19 protein-coding genes are annotated in these 19,475 nt (G+C 37.6%); 8 read left to right on the plus strand and 11 right to left on the minus strand.

Translation table 11 applies throughout. The features are described from left to right. Positions 1-3 precede the first annotated feature (3 nt). On the minus strand, positions 4-2,577 hold the full coding sequence (gene topA / locus ACFINY_RS05550; RefSeq protein WP_375611939.1) for a type I DNA topoisomerase: 2,574 nt from the start codon (positions 2,575-2,577) through the stop codon (positions 4-6). Between the two features lie 263 nt (positions 2,578-2,840). Between topA and ACFINY_RS05555 the strand changes: the two genes are divergently transcribed. Further along, entirely contained in the window at positions 2,841-3,047 is a 207-nt protein-coding gene (locus ACFINY_RS05555; RefSeq protein ID WP_005773510.1) for a hypothetical protein, read from the plus strand. On the opposite strand, the gene dprA is transcribed toward ACFINY_RS05555, so the two are convergent. From dprA to ACFINY_RS05575, 4 genes are read right to left on the minus strand one after another with little or no spacing between them, the layout of a single operon-like run. Then, positions 2,977-4,209, minus strand: a complete 1,233-nt coding sequence (gene dprA / locus ACFINY_RS05560; protein ID WP_375611938.1) for a DNA-processing protein DprA — start codon at positions 4,207-4,209, stop codon at positions 2,977-2,979. The genes ACFINY_RS05555 and dprA overlap by 71 nt on opposite strands. Continuing rightward, a complete protein-coding gene (gene plsY / locus ACFINY_RS05565) occupies positions 4,166-4,798 on the minus strand; it encodes a glycerol-3-phosphate 1-O-acyltransferase PlsY (protein ID WP_375611937.1) in 633 nt (210 codons plus the stop codon). Before plsY ends, dprA begins: the two co-directional genes overlap by 44 nt. Before the next feature lie 11 nt (positions 4,799-4,809). Continuing rightward, positions 4,810-6,111 (minus strand): dihydroorotase, encoded by a 1,302-nt coding sequence (locus ACFINY_RS05570; protein ID WP_375611936.1) that lies wholly within the window; start codon positions 6,109-6,111, stop codon positions 4,810-4,812. After that, entirely contained in the window at positions 6,108-7,073 is a 966-nt protein-coding gene (locus ACFINY_RS05575) for an aspartate carbamoyltransferase catalytic subunit (protein ID WP_375611935.1), read from the minus strand. The genes ACFINY_RS05570 and ACFINY_RS05575 overlap by 4 nt, the downstream gene beginning before the upstream one ends. Before the next feature lie 125 nt (positions 7,074-7,198). Here ACFINY_RS05575 and ACFINY_RS05580 point away from each other — a divergent pair, with 125 nt between their 5' ends. After that, complete coding sequence (locus tag ACFINY_RS05580; protein WP_375611933.1) at positions 7,199-8,818, plus strand: acyl-CoA dehydrogenase family protein; 1,620 nt, start codon at positions 7,199-7,201, stop codon at positions 8,816-8,818. Here ACFINY_RS05580 and ruvX read toward each other — a convergent pair. Beyond that, positions 8,803-9,282 (minus strand): Holliday junction resolvase RuvX, encoded by a 480-nt coding sequence (gene ruvX / locus ACFINY_RS05585; protein WP_375611932.1) that lies wholly within the window; start codon positions 9,280-9,282, stop codon positions 8,803-8,805. The genes ACFINY_RS05580 and ruvX overlap by 16 nt on opposite strands. A gap of 147 nt (positions 9,283-9,429) precedes the next feature. On the opposite strand from ruvX, the gene gatC reads away from it, so the two are divergent. Both gatC and gatA read left to right on the plus strand, forming a co-directional pair. Continuing rightward, the gene (gatC, locus tag ACFINY_RS05590) at positions 9,430-9,717 is read left to right on the plus strand and encodes an Asp-tRNA(Asn)/Glu-tRNA(Gln) amidotransferase subunit GatC (protein WP_273791024.1); all 288 of its coding nucleotides are present in this window, start codon (positions 9,430-9,432) and stop codon (positions 9,715-9,717) included. A gap of 31 nt (positions 9,718-9,748) precedes the next feature. After that, positions 9,749-11,233: an Asp-tRNA(Asn)/Glu-tRNA(Gln) amidotransferase subunit GatA gene (gene gatA, locus ACFINY_RS05595; RefSeq protein ID WP_375611931.1), complete on the plus strand. Its 1,485-nt coding sequence runs from the start codon at positions 9,749-9,751 to the stop codon at positions 11,231-11,233. A 95-nt stretch (positions 11,234-11,328) separates the two neighbouring features. On the opposite strand, the gene ACFINY_RS05600 is transcribed toward gatA, so the two are convergent. The 5 genes from ACFINY_RS05600 to ACFINY_RS05620 all read right to left on the minus strand — a co-directional run bounded on the left by ACFINY_RS05600 (position 11,329) and on the right by ACFINY_RS05620 (position 16,187). Further along, entirely contained in the window at positions 11,329-12,039 is a 711-nt protein-coding gene (locus tag ACFINY_RS05600; protein WP_273791026.1) for an ABC transporter ATP-binding protein, read from the minus strand. Further along, positions 12,026-12,808 carry an ABC transporter ATP-binding protein gene (locus ACFINY_RS05605; protein WP_375611930.1) on the minus strand — a complete coding sequence of 261 codons (783 nt, stop codon included), beginning with the start codon at positions 12,806-12,808 and terminating at the stop codon, positions 12,026-12,028. The genes ACFINY_RS05600 and ACFINY_RS05605 overlap by 14 nt, the downstream gene beginning before the upstream one ends. Further along, positions 12,805-13,863: a branched-chain amino acid ABC transporter permease gene (locus ACFINY_RS05610; RefSeq protein ID WP_375611929.1), complete on the minus strand. Its 1,059-nt coding sequence runs from the start codon at positions 13,861-13,863 to the stop codon at positions 12,805-12,807. The genes ACFINY_RS05605 and ACFINY_RS05610 overlap by 4 nt, the downstream gene beginning before the upstream one ends. Continuing rightward, the gene (locus ACFINY_RS05615) at positions 13,863-14,939 is read right to left on the minus strand and encodes a branched-chain amino acid ABC transporter permease (RefSeq protein WP_375611928.1); all 1,077 of its coding nucleotides are present in this window, start codon (positions 14,937-14,939) and stop codon (positions 13,863-13,865) included. Before ACFINY_RS05615 ends, ACFINY_RS05610 begins: the two co-directional genes overlap by 1 nt. Positions 14,940-15,053: 114 nt before the next feature. Next, a complete protein-coding gene (locus ACFINY_RS05620) occupies positions 15,054-16,187 on the minus strand; it encodes an ABC transporter substrate-binding protein (RefSeq protein ID WP_273791030.1) in 1,134 nt (377 codons plus the stop codon). 323 nt (positions 16,188-16,510) lie between these two features. On the opposite strand from ACFINY_RS05620, the gene ACFINY_RS05625 reads away from it, so the two are divergent. The 4 genes from ACFINY_RS05625 (at position 16,511) to ACFINY_RS05640 (ending at position 19,453) form a co-directional block, all read left to right on the plus strand. Beyond that, on the plus strand, positions 16,511-17,086 hold the full coding sequence (locus ACFINY_RS05625; protein WP_273791031.1) for a cold-shock protein: 576 nt from the start codon (positions 16,511-16,513) through the stop codon (positions 17,084-17,086). Positions 17,087-17,337: 251 nt separating this feature from the next. Further along, positions 17,338-17,850: a DUF192 domain-containing protein gene (locus tag ACFINY_RS05630; protein ID WP_375611927.1), complete on the plus strand. Its 513-nt coding sequence runs from the start codon at positions 17,338-17,340 to the stop codon at positions 17,848-17,850. Beyond that, positions 17,847-18,620: an alpha/beta fold hydrolase gene (locus tag ACFINY_RS05635; RefSeq protein WP_375611926.1), complete on the plus strand. Its 774-nt coding sequence runs from the start codon at positions 17,847-17,849 to the stop codon at positions 18,618-18,620. Before ACFINY_RS05630 ends, ACFINY_RS05635 begins: the two co-directional genes overlap by 4 nt. Before the next feature lie 620 nt (positions 18,621-19,240). Beyond that, positions 19,241-19,453, plus strand: a complete 213-nt coding sequence (locus ACFINY_RS05640) for a DUF3126 family protein (protein ID WP_375611925.1) — start codon at positions 19,241-19,243, stop codon at positions 19,451-19,453. Positions 19,454-19,475: the final 22 nt, after the last annotated feature.

Below are 19,475 nucleotides of genomic sequence, written 5' to 3' on the forward strand. Positions count from 1 at the left end.
AATTTATGTCTCTTTTATTTTTGCTTTTGTTTTAGAAGAAGCTCTTTTTGAAGTTGTTTTTTTACTCGATGCTTTAGCCGATATAAGTTCTAGTGCCTCTGGAAGTGTTACACTAATGGGATCTTTATCTTTTGGCAATGTTGCATTAATTTTACCCCAATTGACATAAGGACCATAACGCCCGTTGCGCACGGTAATGGTTCCTCCTTCGGGATGCTCTCCTAATGTTGCCAATGCTTCAGGTGTTGTTCTGCTTTGCCTGGTTTTGTTTTCTTGTTGTTCTGCTAATACTGTAACAGCGCGATTGATACCAATATCAAAAACTTCATCTGCATGAAGAAGGCGCGCAGATTTTCCATTATGGCTAAGATAGGGACCATATCGTCCAATCGTAGCCGTGATTGTTTTTCCGGTTTCAGGATGAATGCCAATTTCACGGGGAAGGGATAGTAAAGCCAAGGCTTTATCAAGGGTTACATTTTCTGCCTGCCATTCTTTTGGTAATCCTGCACGCTTAACTTCTTTGCTTTCACCAAGTTGAATATAGGGACCAAACCGGCCATTACGAAGAGAGATCTCTTTTCCTGTTTCAGGGTCAATACCAAGTATAACAGGTTCATCATTGCGTACAGCTTCATTCTCTTCTCCAGTATCTGTACCAAGTTGGTGTGTGTATTTACATTCGGGATAATTGGAACAGCCAACAAAAGCACCATAACGCCCAAGTTTTAATGATAATTGACCATTTTTACAAAGAGGACAGGAACGCACATCACTTCCATCTTCGCGTTCAGGAAAAGCGAGAGGTGCTAATGTTACATTTAAAGCATCAAGAACATTGGTTATACGGAGTTCTTGGATATTGCTAATAGATGCATTAAATCCATCCCAAAAATCTCGCAATACGTCTTTCCAAGAAAGTTTGCCATCAGAGATAAGATCCAGCTTTTCTTCAAGATCTGCTGTGAAACCATATTCTACATAGCGATTAAAAAAATTTTCAAGAAAGGCTGTAACAATACGTCCCTTGGCATCGGGAATAAGCTTTCGTTTATCAATGACAATATATCCACGGTCACACAATGTCGCTAATGTGGATGCATAAGTTGAAGGACGACCAATTCCTAACTCCTCAAGCTTTTTAATTAATGAAGCTTCAGAATAACGAGAAGGGGGCTCTGTGGTATGTTGTACAGATTCAACTTTTTCTTTTGTAAGTGCTTCACCAGTGTTTATTTGTGGTAAACGTGTTGTTTCATTTTCTTCATTATTTTCTTCGTCTCGTTGATCCGTGTAGACGGAAATAAAGCCATCAAAACGAACAACAGATCCTGTTGCCCGTAGATTTGCACGCTCTTCTCCTTGCTGTGCTTCAATTTCAACGGTTGTACGTTCAATGTCAGCAGAGCGCATTTGGCTGGCAATGGCACGCTTCCATATCAGATCATAGAGCTTTGCTTGATCGCTATCGAGAAAATTACGGACTTGACTAGGATTGCGTTGAAAATCTGTTGGGCGGATCGCTTCATGTGCTTCCTGTGCATTTTTTGCCTTTGTTGAATAAAAACGTGGCTTTTCAGGAATATAGTCTTTTCCGAAAGTTTCATGAATAACTTTTCGTGCTGAATCAATAGCCTCTGGTGCTATCTGCACACCATCGGTACGCATATAAGTAATAAGCCCTGCCGTTTCACCATTAATTTCAATGCCTTCATAAAGCTTTTGGGCAATTTGCATAGTGCGAGAAGCTGAAAAACCTAGTTTTGAAGAAGCTGCTTGTTGTAGTGTAGAGGTCGTAAATGGAGGAAAAGGATTTCTCTTTGTAGGTTTTGCTTCAACACTGAGTGTATGATATTGAGCTTTCTCCAGCATAAAGCGAATTTGGTCTGCTTGTTCTTGAGATTGAATATCAAGCTTGCCTATTTTTCTTTGATTAAACATTGTCAATCTTGCTTGGAAACTATCATTTCGGATGGTTTTTAACTGTGTTGTAATGGACCAATAATCTTCTTTGATAAAATGTTCTATTTCTGATTCACGATCACAAATAATACGCAAAGCAACCGATTGAACGCGTCCTGCTGAACGCGCACCAGGGAGTTTACGCCATAAAACAGGTGAAAGTGTAAAACCAACGAGATAATCGAGAGCACGACGTGCAAGATAAGCATCGACAAGGGATGTATCAATATCACGTGGATTATTCATAGCATCAAGCACAGACTTTTTGGTGATGGCATTGAAGACAACTCTTTTAATAGGTTTATCTTTTAAAACTTTTTTTTGACGGAGAACATCCAGAATATGCCATGAAATAGCTTCCCCTTCACGATCAGGGTCTGTTGCTAATATAAGGCTATCGGCTTCTTTAACGGCTTTTGCTATTTCATTTAAACGTTTAGCGGCAGCAGAATCTATATCCCATTTCATAGAAAAATCTTGATCCGGTAAAACAGAACCATCTTTTGCAGGCAAATCACGAACATGTCCAAATGATGCGACAACTTTGTATTGAGATCCAAGATATTTATTAATTGTTTTTGCTTTTGCTGGAGATTCAACGATAACGATATTCATAATTTTACCCAAATATTGAAATAAAAATTTTTTTATAAACGCCTTTTACGCGAATAGCTAATGCCAATTGCTTAAGAGCACATAAAAAATATTAGCCATATAAAAAACATGAATATTGTACAACTTATGATTGTCATTATTAGAGTACACCCTATATAGAATTACACGATTTATTTTCCACTGTTATTACAAAAACATACGGCGAAATACTAAGATAACGTCTATTGAGAGGTAGGAGGGAAAATGCTCAAGGATAGAGGATTATGTTTATAAATCATTTAAAAGTTATCCAATATATTACAGACATGTCAAAGCAAATGAATCAGATGGCGCGTCAGGCGCACAGTCCGCTTTTAGCATTGCTTTTGGATATGGTTGCCAAAGAAGGGCAAAGCATTATTAATAGTGCTGAGGCTCTTGGGGAAGATCAAGATTCGACAATGACACACAACCACCAGAGTGTCGAATAAGCTTTCCAGCAAGGTCGAGTTCTACCAACAAGAGGTAGAGAGCTGGGAGTGAAACACCTGAGTGGATACTGAGTGTGTCTAAATCGATTGGCGTTGTTGAAAGAGCGGAGAGAACTGCTGCACGTGCTGCATCATCATCTGCTAAAGAGGGATCACTGTTTTTTTCATCTGCTAAATTAAAATTCTCCTTTTCAAGTTGTAAAGAGGATGGTTCCTCAAAAAAATTGAGTTGCGAATTTGGAAGCGGTGAAATTAATGGCGTAAGTGTTTCTATAATGTCAGAAGGATGTGTGGTGAGTAGAGCACCGTCTTTGATAAGATTGTTTGTACCAACAGATCTTGGATCAAGTGGAGAACCGGGAATGGCAAAAATTAACCGTCCCATTTCAGCTGCTTGACGTGCGGTAATTAAGGACCCTGAGCGCAGGGCTGCCTCTACAACCAAGAGACCAAGTGATAGAGCTGCAATAATACGGTTTCTTCTTGGAAAATCGATAGCACGCGGCTTCCAAGAAATGGGCATTTCGCTGATGATGGCTCCACCGTTGGCGATAATATCTTCGTGCAACTTTTTATTTTCAGGAGGATAGATATGATCAATTCCTCCAGCCATGACTGCAACAGTTCCTGTTTTTAAACTTGCTTGATGCGCAACGCTATCAATTCCACGAGCGAGCCCAGAAATTGTTACAAAGTCTGCTTCTCCGAGAAAACGCGCAAATTGAGCCGTAAGCTTTTTCCCAGCAGCTGAAGCATTTCGAGAACCTATAATTCCAATAGAAGTTTTTTGAAAAATTGAAATATTACCTTTGATAGCAATAAGCGGCGGAGGGGCTTCTGTAACCTTAAGAAAAGCTGGATAGTCTGGTTCGCCCATACCGATGAACCGAATATCTAATCTTTCAGCTTCTTGCATTTCTTTTTCTGCATCTTCTAAGCTTGCTATTTTAATAGATACAGAACCACCCCCTTTTCTACTAAGCTCTGGCAGTGCTGCCAGAGCATTTTCTGCTGTTTTATAATGATCAATGAGATTGCGAAAACTAACAGCTCCAATATTTTCACTGCGCAATAACCGTAACCAGCTTAGACGTTGATGATCAGTAAGCAGGATTCCTTTATTTATCTCCGTGTTGCGTACCAATCTTACTTTCTTCCCCAATTAATAATCTACCGATATTTGCAGAATGTTTTATAAACACAAATACGCTCATCACAATCAGCATACAATAGAAATAAGAAGCGGAAAAATAAAAAACAAATATCGGTGTGATCGTAACAGCAATAAGCGCAGATAATGAAGAATAACGCATGAGGAGAAAAATCGCACTCCATACAATAATAAAAATAATTGCTGCAGGCCAATAGATTCCTAAGCAGACTCCTAGATAGGTAGCAACACCTTTGCCACCTTTAAATTTAAGCCATACGGGGAAAAGATGTCCTAAGAAAACAAAAAAGCCTGCTAGAGAAACAAGGATACTATTGTCTAGCGGATCACTAAAAAACTTTATAACGAAAACAACGATAGTTCCTTTCAACATATCACAAAGAAGTGTTAGAGCAGCAAGCTTTTTATTTCCTGTTCGTAAAACATTTGTTGCTCCAATATTGCCGGAACCGATTGTTCTTATATCACCAATTTTGAACAATTTCGTAAAAAGAAGCCCAAATGGAATCGAGCCAATGAGATAAGATACGAGGAAAATAAACCATGGAGTGGACTGAAAAAATATTTCTGCTTCATTCATTAAGAATCTCATTAAGTTTGTTGATCAAGTTTAAAAACGTTTTTCCCTTTCACAAAAGTCTGGATCACGCGTCCTTGAAAACGTGCATTCTCAAAAGGGGTATTTTTTGAACGTGAATAGAGCTTCTCTTTCGAAACAACCCATGGTTCTTCAAGATCAACCACAATAAGGTCTGCATGAGCCCCTTTTTTGAGTGTTCCTGCATTGAGTCCAAAGAGCTTTGCAGGCGCCGTTGACAAAAGTTCCGTTATCCGTAGAAGAGATAGGCTCTCATTATGATAAAGACGTAAGGCTGCGCTCAATAAGGTCTCCATACCAATAGCGCCAATTGCCGCGTCATTAAATGGTAAATGTTTTGTGTCGATACTCTGAGGATCATGAGAAGAGACAATAACATCTATAATCCCATCCTTTATTGCTTCAATCATTGCTACACGGTCTTCTTCTGTACGCAATGGGGGCATTAAGCGAAAAGAAGTGCGATATTGTCCAATGTCATTTTCATTGAAAGATAAATGATTAATAGATACACCCGCTGAAATTTTCTCACTGCGTTTTTTACCTAAACGAAGTGCATCAGCAGAGAGTGCTGTCGATATTTGAGCGGCATGATAGCGTGTTTGCGTTAATGCTGCTAAACGTAGATCTCTTTCAAGTGGGATAACTTCTGCTTCGCGAGGGATGCCAGAAAGACCAAGCCAACTGGCAAGCAGTCCTTCATTCATCACACCTTGCCCTGTAAGATCTTTATCTTGCGTTTCATGCATCAATGGAACATCAAAATCGCGTGCATAAGTCATTGCACGCCGCATAACAGATGAATTTTGAAGTGTTTTTTTTCCTTCACTAAAGGCAACGGCTCCAGCATCTTTGAGCAAACCAAATTCGGTTATTTCTTGTCCGTTGAAACCTTGTGTGATTGAAGCAACGGGATAAATATTGACCAATGACATTTCCTGTGCTGTATGCGTAATAAATTTAACGAGTGCTACATTATCAATAACTGGATGCGTGTTTGGCATCATAAGAAAGGAAGTAATACCACCTGCTGCGGCCGCGTAACTTGCTGATGTAATTGTTTCACAATGTTCATTCCCTAATTCTTCAACAAAAACGCGCGCATCAACAAGTCCAGGGAGAATTGCTTTGTTTTGTGCGTTAATAACTTCTGCTTCTTCAGGGAATCCCTGATTCAGAGCTTCTTTTCCAGCGGCTATAATTCGTCCATTTTCAACAATAACTGTACCAATTTCATCGATTGCGCGCGAAGGATCAATAATACGAGCATTTTGAAAAACAATTGGTTTTATCATTTTTTTTCTCCACTGATCTTTGCGCGTGAATCTAATAAAGCCTCCATGACAGCCATACGCACTGCAATTCCCATTTCTATTTGTGTATGAATCATACTTTGTGGTCCATCTGCTATGTCGGATGCAATCTCTACACCACGGTTTAATGGGCCAGGATGCAGAATAATAGAATCATTTTTGGCATAGGCTAAATTTTCTTTATGTAAGCCAAAATAATGGAAATATTCACGCGTAGAGGGAATAAAAGAGCCTGTCATCCGTTCATGCTGTAAGCGCAACATCATGATAACGTCAGCATTTTTAAGACCTTCTTTCATCGTGTTAAAAACCTCAACACTCATATGAGCGATTTCTGCGGGTAAGAGTGTTGAGGGAGCAACAGCACGAACACGAGCACCCAAAGCATTGAGACACAGGATATTGGAACGGGCAACACGTGAGTGTAAGATATCTCCGCAAATCGCAACAGTTAATCCTTCAATACGACCTTTTGCCCTTTTAATGGTTAGAGCATCTAATAAAGCTTGGGTTGGATGTTCATGAGCACCATCACCTGCATTAATAACACAACAATCAACTTTTTGCGCTAATAAAGCTGCCGCTCCTGCACTGTTATGGCGAAAAACCAGTATATCTGGCTTCATCGCATTGAGAGTTGTAGCAGTATCAAGTAATGTTTCTCCCTTTTTTACAGATGAGTTGCCGATCGCAAGACTCATCACGTGTGCACCTAGCCTTTTACCCGCTAATTCAAAAGAAGATTGTGTTCGCGTAGAGGCTTCAAAAAAGAGATTAATTTGAGTCCGTCCATGCAAAGTAGATTTTATTTTATCAATTTTGTTAGAAAGGATAATATTTGCTTCTGCACGATCAAGCAATGTATTAAGATCTTGTACACTCAGATCTTTAATAGCTAAAAGATGTTGATGAGGGAAAAGTGGGAAAAAATTATCTTGCATCATAGCATTCTTCTTTATCTCTCTCTAAACAGGTTAAACAAGCATTTGTTTGAATATGATAAATGTTTCTTAACTCTAAAAAGACAAATAGTCTATGATATGAATGATTTGAATGTAGGAATATACCTATGAGTGCTGTATCTGCGCAAAATACTCGTCGAAAAAATACATTTCTTAGCGATACGCTTATGTTTCGTATTGCTTCTACTTTGCCTAAGTTTTTGTTAGCAAGTTTTGAAGAAATAGGGGATTTTGCCGCGAGTCGAGAAGCATGGAAACTTTCTTGCTTAGCGAATCATTATAAGCCTTTACTACGCTATAATGATGAATGGGGGCAACCAACAGAAAGATTAGAGATCCATTCTTCCTATCAAGCTCTTCAACAATATTCTAGACAAGCAGGTTTGGTTACCTCGCTTTGGGAAAATACGAGCTCAGAAAATGGAGTACGCTATCAAGCGCGTGCGATTCGTTTAGCTTTATCTGCTGGTTTAGAAACAGGACATTTGAATGAAGTTATCATAACGAGTGCAGCTATTGCCGTTTTAATTAGTGATATTGAGCTCTTCAAAAAATGGCAAAATGTACTTTTATCACGCCAATATGATTCCTCATCAAAACCTATTCATCATAAAAAGGCTGCTTCTCTAACTTGTGCATTTGACGATATTGAAAAATACGCTTTCAATTTTCCAAGTGTTAAGAAAATTTCTTTCGATGAAAGTATGGAACGTGATCTATATCGTTTAAATGTTGTAAAAACCAACGTTATTAATCCTACCGCTGACGGATATCTTGTTAGTGCAGATTTAGATGGTCATTTAAGTTGTTTTTTTATTCCACGCATACAAGAAAATGGCGCATTAAATGGATCTATATCGATTCGTCATTTAATTCAGCGTTCTGGAGAACTTTTAACACCAGAGGGGGTTGTCGACTTCCAAGGCAGTTATGGCTGGCTTTTGGGAAATGCTGGAGAAGGGCTTAAAGTTATTAAAGATATCGAGACGATGATGCGTTTCGATCAATCTGTCATATCGGCAGGTGTTTTACGAGCGGCTCTTCAATTTGGTATGGATTTTTTCCGGAAAAAAATCCCCAATCAGCCTTTACCTCCACTGACAGAACGTATTTTTGCAGATATTGCATTAGATATAGCTGCCTCACAAGCATTGGTTTTGCGTTTAGCGAGAGCATTTGACAATGCAGCAAATGACCGTTCTGAAGCAGCTTTTGCCCGCATTATGACACCTATTATTGCTTATCATGTAAGTCAATTGGTTGTGCCTATTATTGGTGAAATTATCGCACAACTTGGTATTGAAAGTTTTATAGAGAATAATCCATTATCACAAATGTTGCATAATGGGCCTGCGCGAATTGTGAGAAATAGTTCTGCTAATCAATTGGTAAAGGATGCCATTCTTATTGCTGAAAAAGCACCGGGATTGTTTCAGAAATTGTTGGAAAAAATTGCTCTTGATATTGGACCAGCAGGACCCCGAGCAATTGAAATTATTAAGTCAGCAGATGATATGGCATCAGCAAATGAAGGTGCAGGAAGATTTTTTGTTGAACAAGTAGCTTATGCAGCAGCAGCAGCAGCATTACGTTCTACAGACATAGAACATGTTGCGAATGCCTATATGGAAAGCCGCCTTGGGGGACAATGGAGATCTTCTTACGGGATGCTCATTGCACGATATAATGCAGGGCATTTGCTCAATGTTCTCTATCCTTCCATATGATGAAAGTTTTGAATTCTATTGAGAGCACCTTGCAATATAAAAGCGGCGGCGGCCGAATCAATACGGCTTGCTCTTTTAGCGCGCGATACATTCATTTCTAAAAGAGACCGTTCCGCAGCAATTGTTGATAAACGTTCGTCCCAAAAAACAAATGGAATTTTTGTATAAGCTTTCATATTACTCACAAAAGCTCTGGTTGCTTGAACACGAGAGCCACTGCTTCCATTCATGTTAAGAGGTAAGCCAATGATAATAACGCCTACATTTTCACGGTCAAAAATTTTAATAAGTGTGTAAGCATCTTCTGTAAATTTTTTTCGCTGTAGTACAGGACGCGGATTTGAGACAGTCAGCCCCATATCAGAAATCGCAATTCCGATCGTTTTTGTCCCTAAATCTAAGCCTGCTATTGTTTGTCTAGGCAAAAGATGTTTTATAACTTCATCTATATTAATAACAGTCATAAAGGTATAATACGTTTTTTAATGTTTCAGATCTATAGTTATATTCTTTATTCATGTTATCTAATATTCTTGCACTTACAAGTGCAGCCTTGTATAGCCAGAATAAAGATCAATAAATAAACAAAAAAGCAGAAAGGCGTAAAGAGTATGTCTGTTGATCAAGAGACAGTCAAGCGGATAGCACATTTAGCAAGGATTGCCCTCCACGATGATGAGATAGAACCTGTGACAAAAAAATTCAATGCTATTTTAGGTTTTGTAGAACAATTGAATGAAGTTGATGTCAGTGGAATTGAGCCATTAACATCTGTGATGCCGATGACTCTACGAATGCGTGAAGATAGTGTTACAGATGGTGATAAAGCAGCAGATATTGTAGCCAATGCCCCTGTTACAGAAGAAAATTTTTTTCTTGTCTCAAAAATTGTTGAGTAACTTTTTATATTTTTGAAATTTGAGAACCAATATGACTGATTTAACAACTCTCACAATTGCGCAAGCTCGTGATGCTCTAACAAAGAAAAATCTCAAAGCAACAGAATTAACGGAAGCTTATTTACAAGCAATAGAGTTGGCGAATCCAACTTTGAATGCTTATGTAACAATAACAGCAGAACAGGCAATGAAAATGGCTGCTGAATCAGACAGTCGCTTAGCGAAAGGGCAGGGAGGGCTTTTAGAAGGAATTCCCTTGGGGATTAAAGATCTTTTTGCAACCTATGGTGTTCATACTCAAGCCTGTTCAAATATCCTTGATGGTTTTAAACCGCACTATGAATCAACTGTCACGGCTAATTTATGGCAAGATGGTGCTGTGATGTTAGGAAAACTTAATATGGATGAGTTTGCTATGGGCTCATCCAACGAAACATCATATTATGGTCCCGTTATTAGTCCATGGAGAAAAAAAGGCTCAAATGAAAAACTCGTACCCGGTGGTTCTTCGGGAGGATCCGCAGCCGCTGTTGCTGCACAAATTTGTGCTGGTGCAACTGCAACCGATACAGGTGGCTCAATACGTCAACCAGCAGCTTTTACTGGAACTGTGGGAATAAAGCCAACTTATGGACGTTGTTCGCGATGGGGCGTTGTCGCGTTTGCTTCATCTCTTGATCAAGCTGGACCTGTTGCTAGAGATGTTCGTGATTGTGCTATCTTACTCAGATCAATGGCCTCTTTTGATGAAAAAGATTCTACTTCCGTCAATTTACCAGTTCCTGATTATGAAAGTTATCTTGGTCAATCAATCAAAGGAATGAAAATCGGTATTCCAAAAGAATATCATGTGGATGGAATGTCTCCAGAAATTATTGAGCTTTGGCAAAAAGGAATAAATTGGTTAAAAGAAGCAGGTGCTGAGATTAAAGATATTTCTTTGCCCCATACAAAATATGCTCTACCTTCTTATTACATTATAGCTCCTGCAGAAGCCTCTTCTAATTTAGCGCGTTATGATGGTGTGCGTTTTGGTTTGCGCATGCCTGGGAAAGACATCATTGAGATGTATGAAAATACGCGTTCTGTTGGTTTTGGTGATGAAGTCAAACGGCGCATTCTGGTTGGGACTTATGTTCTTTCATCAGGTTATTATGATGCCTGTTATTTAAGAGCTCAAAAAGTAAGAACACTCGTAAAACGTGATTTTGATCAATGTTTTGCTTCAGGCATTGATGCTATTTTGACACCAGCAACACCAACATCTGCTTTTGGTATTGCTGATGAAAAAATAAAAAATGATGCTGTAGCAATGTATCTTAATGATATTTTTACTGTACCAGTTAATATGGCTGGATTACCAGGAATTTCTGTTCCTGCTGGTCTGTCATCAAATGGTTTACCTCTAGGATTGCAATTGATTGGTAAACCTTTTTCTGAAGAAGTCATTTTTCAGATAGCGCACATTATTGAACAAGAAGCAGGAATATTCAGTGCAGAAAAATGGTGGATGTAATAGTCAAAATTCACAAAGGAGCATTTCTCATCCTTAATGAGAAATGCTCTTTTAAATGGTGGAGGGAATGAGCTCTATTTCCTTAATTCGTAGTCTTACCCACCAAGATAGGCTTCTTTAACACGCGAATCAGAGAGCATAGTTTTTCCTTCACCGTGAAATAAAATATGTCCTACCTCTAAAATATAAGCATAGTCAGCTATGGAAAGTGCAGCAAATGCATTTTGTTCAATAAGAAGAACAGTTTTCCCCATATCATTAATTTTTCGAATAATCGAAAAAATTTCTCGAACGAGAAGTGGTGCTAACCCCAACGAGGGTTCATCTAATATGACCATATCAGGATTGCTCATGAGTGCACGGCCCACAGCAACCATCTGTTGTTCACCACCTGACATTGTTCCTCCCAACTGTTTTGCTCTTTCACGTAGGCGCGGAAAAAGGTCAAATATCCATTCAATATCACGGGAAATTCCCTGCTTATCGTGACGAATATAAGCGCCTAGATGAAGATTCTCTAAAACAGTGAGATGGGGCATGATACGTCGTCCTTCAGGGCTTAAAGCAATCCCTAATCGCAAAATCTCTTCTGGTGATTTTTTAATAATAGATTTGCCATTATAGGTAATTTCTCCATAAACAGAGCGATTAAGCCCTGTAATAGAACGTACAATACTGCTTTTTCCTGCACCATTGGCTCCAATTAAAGTGACAATACTGCCCCGCTTTATGGACATAGAAAGATTTTGGACAGCTTTAATGGCGCCATAATGAACGTAAAGATTTTTTATTTTAAGAATATCCATAAACATCTCCGCCAAGATAAGCTTCAATAACTTTAGGGTTATTACGAATTTCATCTGGTGTACCACTGGCAATGCAACAGCCATATTCCATAACCAAAATATGTTGGCAAAGCCCCATAACCACTTTCATATCGTGCTCAATAAGAAGAATTGTAAGATCAAAGTCTTTTTGCACTTTTGCTATGAATTTTCTAAGATCTTCACTTTCTTGTGGATTCATGCCAGCAACAGGTTCATCAAGAAGAAGCAATTTGGGCTTTGTGGCTAACGCACGTGCAATTTCTAGACGTCGTTGCACACCATAAGGTAAAGCTGTTGCCGATTGATTGGCAAGATGATCAAGTTGTAGCTGTTCAAGGAGCTCCAAGGAATTTTTATAAACTTCCTTCTTTTCTTTTATTGCTTTTGAAAAAAAGAGAGCTGAAGAAAACCAAGGATATTTTTGTCGAACATGCGCTCCTACCATAACATTCTGCAAAACCGTTAACCCTGAGAAAAGACGAATATTTTGAAATGTTCTGGCAATATGGCTTCTACAGATAATATAAGGAGACGCTCCAGAAATTTTTTTCTCATCAAAAAGAATGATGCCGCTTGTAGGAGCATAAAATCCAGAAATCATATTGAAAACTGTTGTTTTTCCAGCACCATTGGGACCAATTAATCCAGTAATACTTCCTCGTTTAATTGCCATATTAACATTATTTACAGCAACTAATCCGCCAAAACGCATTACAATATTATTGAGTGAAAGGATATTGTCGTTCATAGCTTTCCCTCAGTATTAGAAAGCTTTTTGCGTGTCAAAAAGCTATAAATTCCATTCCATGAAAATTCTCGTTGTCCCATTAACCCTTTTCTCCAAAACAAGATAATTACCAGCAATAAAAGAGAAAAAACAACCATACGAAGCCCTGGGGTTTCTGGAATATGTATAAAACCTAAGTCAAATGGACTTTCAATGATACGAAGCCATTCAAGCATGACTGTAATAATAATGCTGCCAATAATGCTCCCTGTAATTGAACCGAGACCACCAGCAACAACAATCATTAAAATATTAAAAGTCAGAAGAAAATTAAACATTTTTGGATCAATGGTTGAAATAAGAGCCGCCATTAATGCGCCACCTATACCTGCAAAAAATGCTCCAACAGTAAAGGAAAAACTACGGTAGAAAAAAGCATTAATTCCCATAGTTTTCGCAGCTATTTCATCATCACGGATAGCACGTAATACGTTACCAGTATTGCTTTGCAGTAAGAGGACAATAAAGAGAACTGTAAATGCTAGCCAACCATAGTTCCACCATAATGTTGCATTTTGAGGTATTCCTTTGATTCCCAAAGAGCCATTTGTGAGCGATGTTGCGTTCGTAATGACAATGCGAATAATTTCCGCAAAACCTAATGTTGCAATTCCAAGATAATCGCCACCAAGACGCAATATTGGTAAAGCAATTAATAAACCTACAACAGCAGCACACAAACCACTTACGACAACAGCGATAAAAAAAGGTAACTGCAAATGATATAATGGTTCAGCAATAGGATCAAGAATCCACATCATTTCTTTTTGTTCAGGGGAAAGAAGTAAAATTGCGCAAACATAAGCACCAATAGCCATAAATCCAGCATGTCCAAGAGAAAACATACCTGTGAAACCGTAAATCAAATTAAGCGAAATTGCCAATATCGCATTAATAGCAATCAGATTGATGATACGAAGCGTATAGTCATTAAAATGGCTATCAGCATAAAATAAAAAACCTATGAGAACTAAAACACTTATACACGATAAAACAGTTGTCGCTGACTTTGCCATTAGATTTTCTCCTGATTTCTTTTACCCATTAATCCTGTGGGCAATATCAATAGAATCAGAATCAATAAAATGAAAGCGAAGGCATCTCGATATCCAGATAGCGCGGGGAAAAATGCGATAATCATAATTTCAATAAACCCTAATAACAATCCTCCCAACATTGCTCCTGGTATCGAACCAATACCTCCGATAACAGCAGCAATAAATGCTTTGAGACCAGGAAGAACACCCATATAAGGCTGAATTTGAGGATAACGTAAAGACCACATAATGCCTGCTATGGCGGCAAGAGCTGAGCCTATTCCAAATGTAAACGCAATAACTTTATTGACAGACACACCCATCAAACGTGTTGTTTCAATATCATGGGAGATTGCGCGCATAGCAAGACCCGGTTTTGTTTTATGGATAATCCATAATAGTAATAAAATAAGAATTAATGACACAAAGGGAACGATCAGAGACATGGGAGCAATTCTGATGATACCATCTGCTCCTGATCCTAGATGCCATAAAAATGGTGTTACAAGAAAGTCTGGCTGTTGTACACCTTTCGGAACACCACTAAAGAGTACAGTAGCAAGATTTTCAATAAAAAAAGAAACACCAATTGCACCGATAAGTGCCGAAATACGCGGAGCATGGCGTAGAGGTTTATAAGCAAATTGATCAACAGCAACACCCACAGCACTTGTAATAAAAATGGAAAAACAAAGAGCTAAAACCCAAATCGGTGTAAAGTCTTGCGGGGAAATTTTAAAATAATAAACAAATCCTAGCGCAAGAATTAAAAAAGCAGCAATCCAATAAATTGGAGGACGCCTTTTAAAGCCTATAAAGACCGAATAATAAACAAGAGCAGCAAGGAACAAAAGAAGAAAAGCTGCCCAAGCAGGCATAAAGCCAATTGTGGAAAAGAAAACAAAATATGCTCCCAGCATAAAGATATCACCGTGAGCAAAATTAATGAGTCTCAGTATACCGTAGACCATGGTGTAGCCAATAGCAATAAGCCCATAAAGAGATCCCAATGCCAGTGCATTAAAAAAGTACTGGATGAACATTTCAGTGCTCATCTCTCATCCTTCCACATTTGTTAATTTACATAGGACAATAAGAAATTTCTAAGTTTTTGGTTGAGAAAAAGATCCTCAACCAATTCTTGCATTTTAATAAGCACAACTTTTTAATTAAAAAGCAGGTTTAACTTCTTCTAAATAAACACGTTTTCCATCCTGTATTTTAATGATACCAATAGGAATTTTAGGATTATGATTTTCATCCATTGACATATCCCCAAAGGGGGTAGGAAAATCTTTTAATTGGCTAAGTGCGATAGTAATTTTTTCACGATCAGTGCTACCAGCATTTTCAATAGCCTTCATGAACATCATATAACTCGTGTATCCCAAAACAGAATTGATATTTGGCTCTTTGTCTGGGTAAGCTTTTTTCCATTCTTTTGTGAATTCTTGCGCAGCTACTGACATATTTGGCATATCCTCACTATAGGGAAGTGTCGTATGTAAGAAACCTTCTGCAGCTTTTCCTGCAATCGTAATGGTTTCTGGATTATCCATAGCATCTCCACCCATAATTTGAAATTTAGCCCCTAATTCTCGTGCTTGTTTCATGATGATAGCACCTTCAGAAAAGTAAGATGGAATGAATAAGATATCAGGTTTCTGGGCGATAATTTGCGTGAGAACAGCTGAAAAGTCCTGATCTCCAGAATTATAATTTAAATTTGAGATAACTTCACCACCTAATTTTTTGAAAGCACGCGTAAAATAACTTGCAAGACCAATAGCATAATCGCTTGAAATATCTTTAAGGATAGCAGCCTTTTTTGCGTGTAAAGTTTGGCTTACATAAGTTGCGATTCCTACTCCTTGATAGGAATCAATAAAGCAAGCACGAAAGTAATATTTTTTACCCTGTGTAACAAGGGGACTTGTTGAGGACGTTGCAATGGTTGGAGTCTTTGCCTTTTCAGATATTTCACCACCTGCTAACGAGAGCGAAGAACCATAGCTACCAATGATTCCACTCACTTTTTCACTTGCTGTTAAACGCATAACAGCATTAGCCGCTTCTACTTTATCAGACTTATTATCAATAATAACAAGTTCTACTTTACGTCCTAAAATTTCTGGAACTTTTTTATGGGCTAATTCTATACCTCTAATTTCAAGCTGACCTCCAAATGCATTTTGACCACTTAATGGAAGATAAACACCAATCTTAATAGGTTCACTCGCATAAACATTTGCTGTAAATGCCATAAATGCTGCGATTATCGTAAGGATTTTCTTCAATTGCATTGCGCATTTTCCTTAATTGAATTGTCGTTTTTTCACCTTATATTGAACTTCTTCATCATGCAAGTTACACATTAATCAAAATATCATTATGTAAAAAAACTTTTATATGATCTCTTTTGTAGGGCACTTCTTGTAAGGTATGTAAAGTGTACAATCAAATAGTTTTATAAATATTCACGTTGATATTCTCTGACATTAACATAGAAGATACGACAATGTGGGGAAATCTTATCTTGGGGCTTGCGTGTTGATACAAGAGCAATGTTTACTTAAACCTAGAGAATCAATATCGTACAATTTATAAGCTACAGGATCACGTTATTATGACGAGTAAGGATGCATTAAAGGATTGTTCCCCATCTGAGGATAGTATAGGTGCTTGTGGGGAGATTATCGAAATCAGTGGTGTCATTAAGTGGTTTGATGGTAGTAAGGGGTATGGATTTATTGTACCTGATTTACCTCATTTTCCAGATATATTATTGCATGTTACGGTAATGCGAAGGGATGGTTTTCAAACAGCTTTAGAGGGAGCTAAAGTCATTTGTGCTGTGGAAAAAACTGAACGAGGGTTAAAGTGCGTTCAGGTGAAATCCATAGATTGTTCTTCAGCAATTCATCCATCAGAAGTTCCTGCCCGTACCCATGTTGTTGTTACTCCAGAAAGTGGACTAGAACGAGCAATTGTTAAATGGTTTAATCGTGACAAAGGATACGGTTTTCTTAGCCGAGGGCAAGGAACAGAAGATATTTTTATTCATATGGAAACATTGCGCCGTTTTGGTTTAGCAGAGCTTCGTTCCGGCCAAGTTGTTCTTGTACGTTTTGGTAAAGGAGAAAAAGGTTTAATGACAGCAGAGATTTATCCGGACATAGGCATTCCTTTAGCTACGCATTGAATTTCACGAGTGAAATCAGTGTGTTTTCTATATTTTTAAAGATGGTTATTCCGTAAATTGCTATAGAGGTAGATTTTTAAAGAAAATATGGCTCTCGTTAATCCATAAACCAAATGAAGAAAATTTCGCATATTACGTTGAAAAAACTAGAAAATAACAAGGAAGCAATCCTCCTTTTTTTTTGACTTTTAAACTCTGGTACTTTTTATTTTAGAAACAAAATTTAAAATTTTTCTGTGGTGGAGACAAGAATGTTAAAGCCTTTTAAAAAGGGGTATATTGTTTTATTGGTGATGCTTTTTATGTTAGATATGCCTGTTGTTGTAGCAAAGGAGCCCATAGAGATTCCTGTGCATCCGATTCCTTTAGAAATACATACAAAGCAAGGTCCGGTTTTTTATAAGGTAGAGATTGCTTTTACGCCATCTCAAGCAGCAGCTGGTTTAATGTATCGAACTGATTTTCCACGCGATCGTGCAATGCTTTTTAAGCAGCTAAAAAGTTCTCGATCCGGAGATGAGCAGAAAATTTTTATGTGGATGGCAAATACGCCTTTACCTTTAGATATGATTTTCTTAAACTCTGAGGGAATTATTGTATCGATTATTGAAAATACTTCGCCACTTTCAACAAATACCATTTCATCAGAAGTTCCTGCAGCTTTTGCACTTGAAATTAACGCTGGTGAAGTTTCTAAAAAAAAGATCCAAAAAGGACAACGTGTTATTCATCCTGTACTTTGTGGAAAGTGCAATAAAAAATGACCGCTGAAGATATTCGTTTTTTTGAATATAATGGTTTGCGATTTGCTTATCGAGAAGAAGGGCAGGGCGCGCCTATTTTGTTGATCCATGGTTTTGGATCTTCTGCACGGGTGAATTGGTATGCAACGGGTTGGTTTCGTATTCTCACTGAAGCAGGATATCGTGTTATTGCTCTTGATAATCGCGGTCACGGAGATTCAGTTAAAAGTTATGATCCTATCTTTTATACACCTCAAGCTATGGCTGGCGACGCAGTAAAGTTACTGCAGCATTTAGAGTTATCTAAAGCCCATGTTATGGGATATTCTATGGGGGCTCGTATTAGTGCTTTCATGGCTCTTTTGCATCCAACATATGTACACAGTGTTATTTTTGGTGGTTTAGGTATTGGTATGGTGACGGGAGCAGGAAATTGGGAGCCTGTTGCTGAGGCCCTTTTAGCAGAAGATATTTCCACTATTACCAATACGCGCGGTTTAATGTTCCGTAAATTTGCAGATCAAACGAAAAGCGATAGGCGTGCTCTTGCTGCTTGTATCATTACATCAAAACAGGAGTTAACGGCGTCTGAAGTTTACAAAATCAAACAACCAGCACTTGTTGCCGTTGGTTCATTAGATGAAATTGGCGGTGATGCAGAGCCATTGGCAGCCTTGTTGCCTTGTGGTGAAGCTTTATCAATTCCTGATCGAGATCATATGCTTGCTGTAGGCGATAAAGTTTATAAAAAAGGCGTTATCGATTTTCTTTCTCGTTATCCTATAAAATAAGAACTCTTCATAGCTTTTAGAATTTACAGAAATACCCAATATTTTTATTTCGTATAAATTGAAAAAAGCTTATTAAAAAATCTTTCTGTTGTGACGTAAGTTTTTATAAAAAATGAAAAGAAAAATAAACTCTTATTAGCTTATTTTGTATATTTTTCAGAGACGTAATTCTTCTAAGATTAGATAATTATACTTTAAAGGTTATTAAAAAGAATTATTTTCGAATGATGTAATAAATATTTTTTGCTAAAAAATGTAGTTTTAAATAAAAAATATTTTTATTTATATTTTTTATAAAATAAACAAAATTATAAATTATTGATCAATTTATTCTTACGAATATGCATTTTAAATACAGATGCTAAAATTGGAGATAAAGTAAAATTATTAAAAATATACAGTTTTTTTTTTGCCATTTTTTAATCTATACGGGTATATTTAATAATGATAGACTCCTTTTGTAAACGTTCTTTATGAATGTATAAAGAACGTTGTGAATATATGTAATATTAAGTAAATATTCAGATTATGCTTTTTTACTGACTTTACAGAATCATAAGAGTGTCTTATTTGCACGACACGCAATTATTTTAATCGTTTCAAAAAAACAGGAGAGCATAGTGAATGCTGATGAAATAAAAAAACTTGATAATTATTTTAGAAATATATTCCAAAACTCAGCATTGCAAGTCAGAGCACGTCCTAAAAAGAGTGATTCTTGTGAGGTTTATATGGGAGATGAGTTTTTAGGCATTATCTATCGAGATGAAGATGAAGATGAGCTCTCCTATAATTTCTCAATGGCTATATTAGATATTGATTTAGAAAATTGATTCGTTATTCATAGTTGAATGA

Source organism: Bartonella sp. AA23NXGY (assembly GCF_042197165.1).
GTDB lineage: Bacteria > Pseudomonadota > Alphaproteobacteria > Rhizobiales > Rhizobiaceae > Bartonella.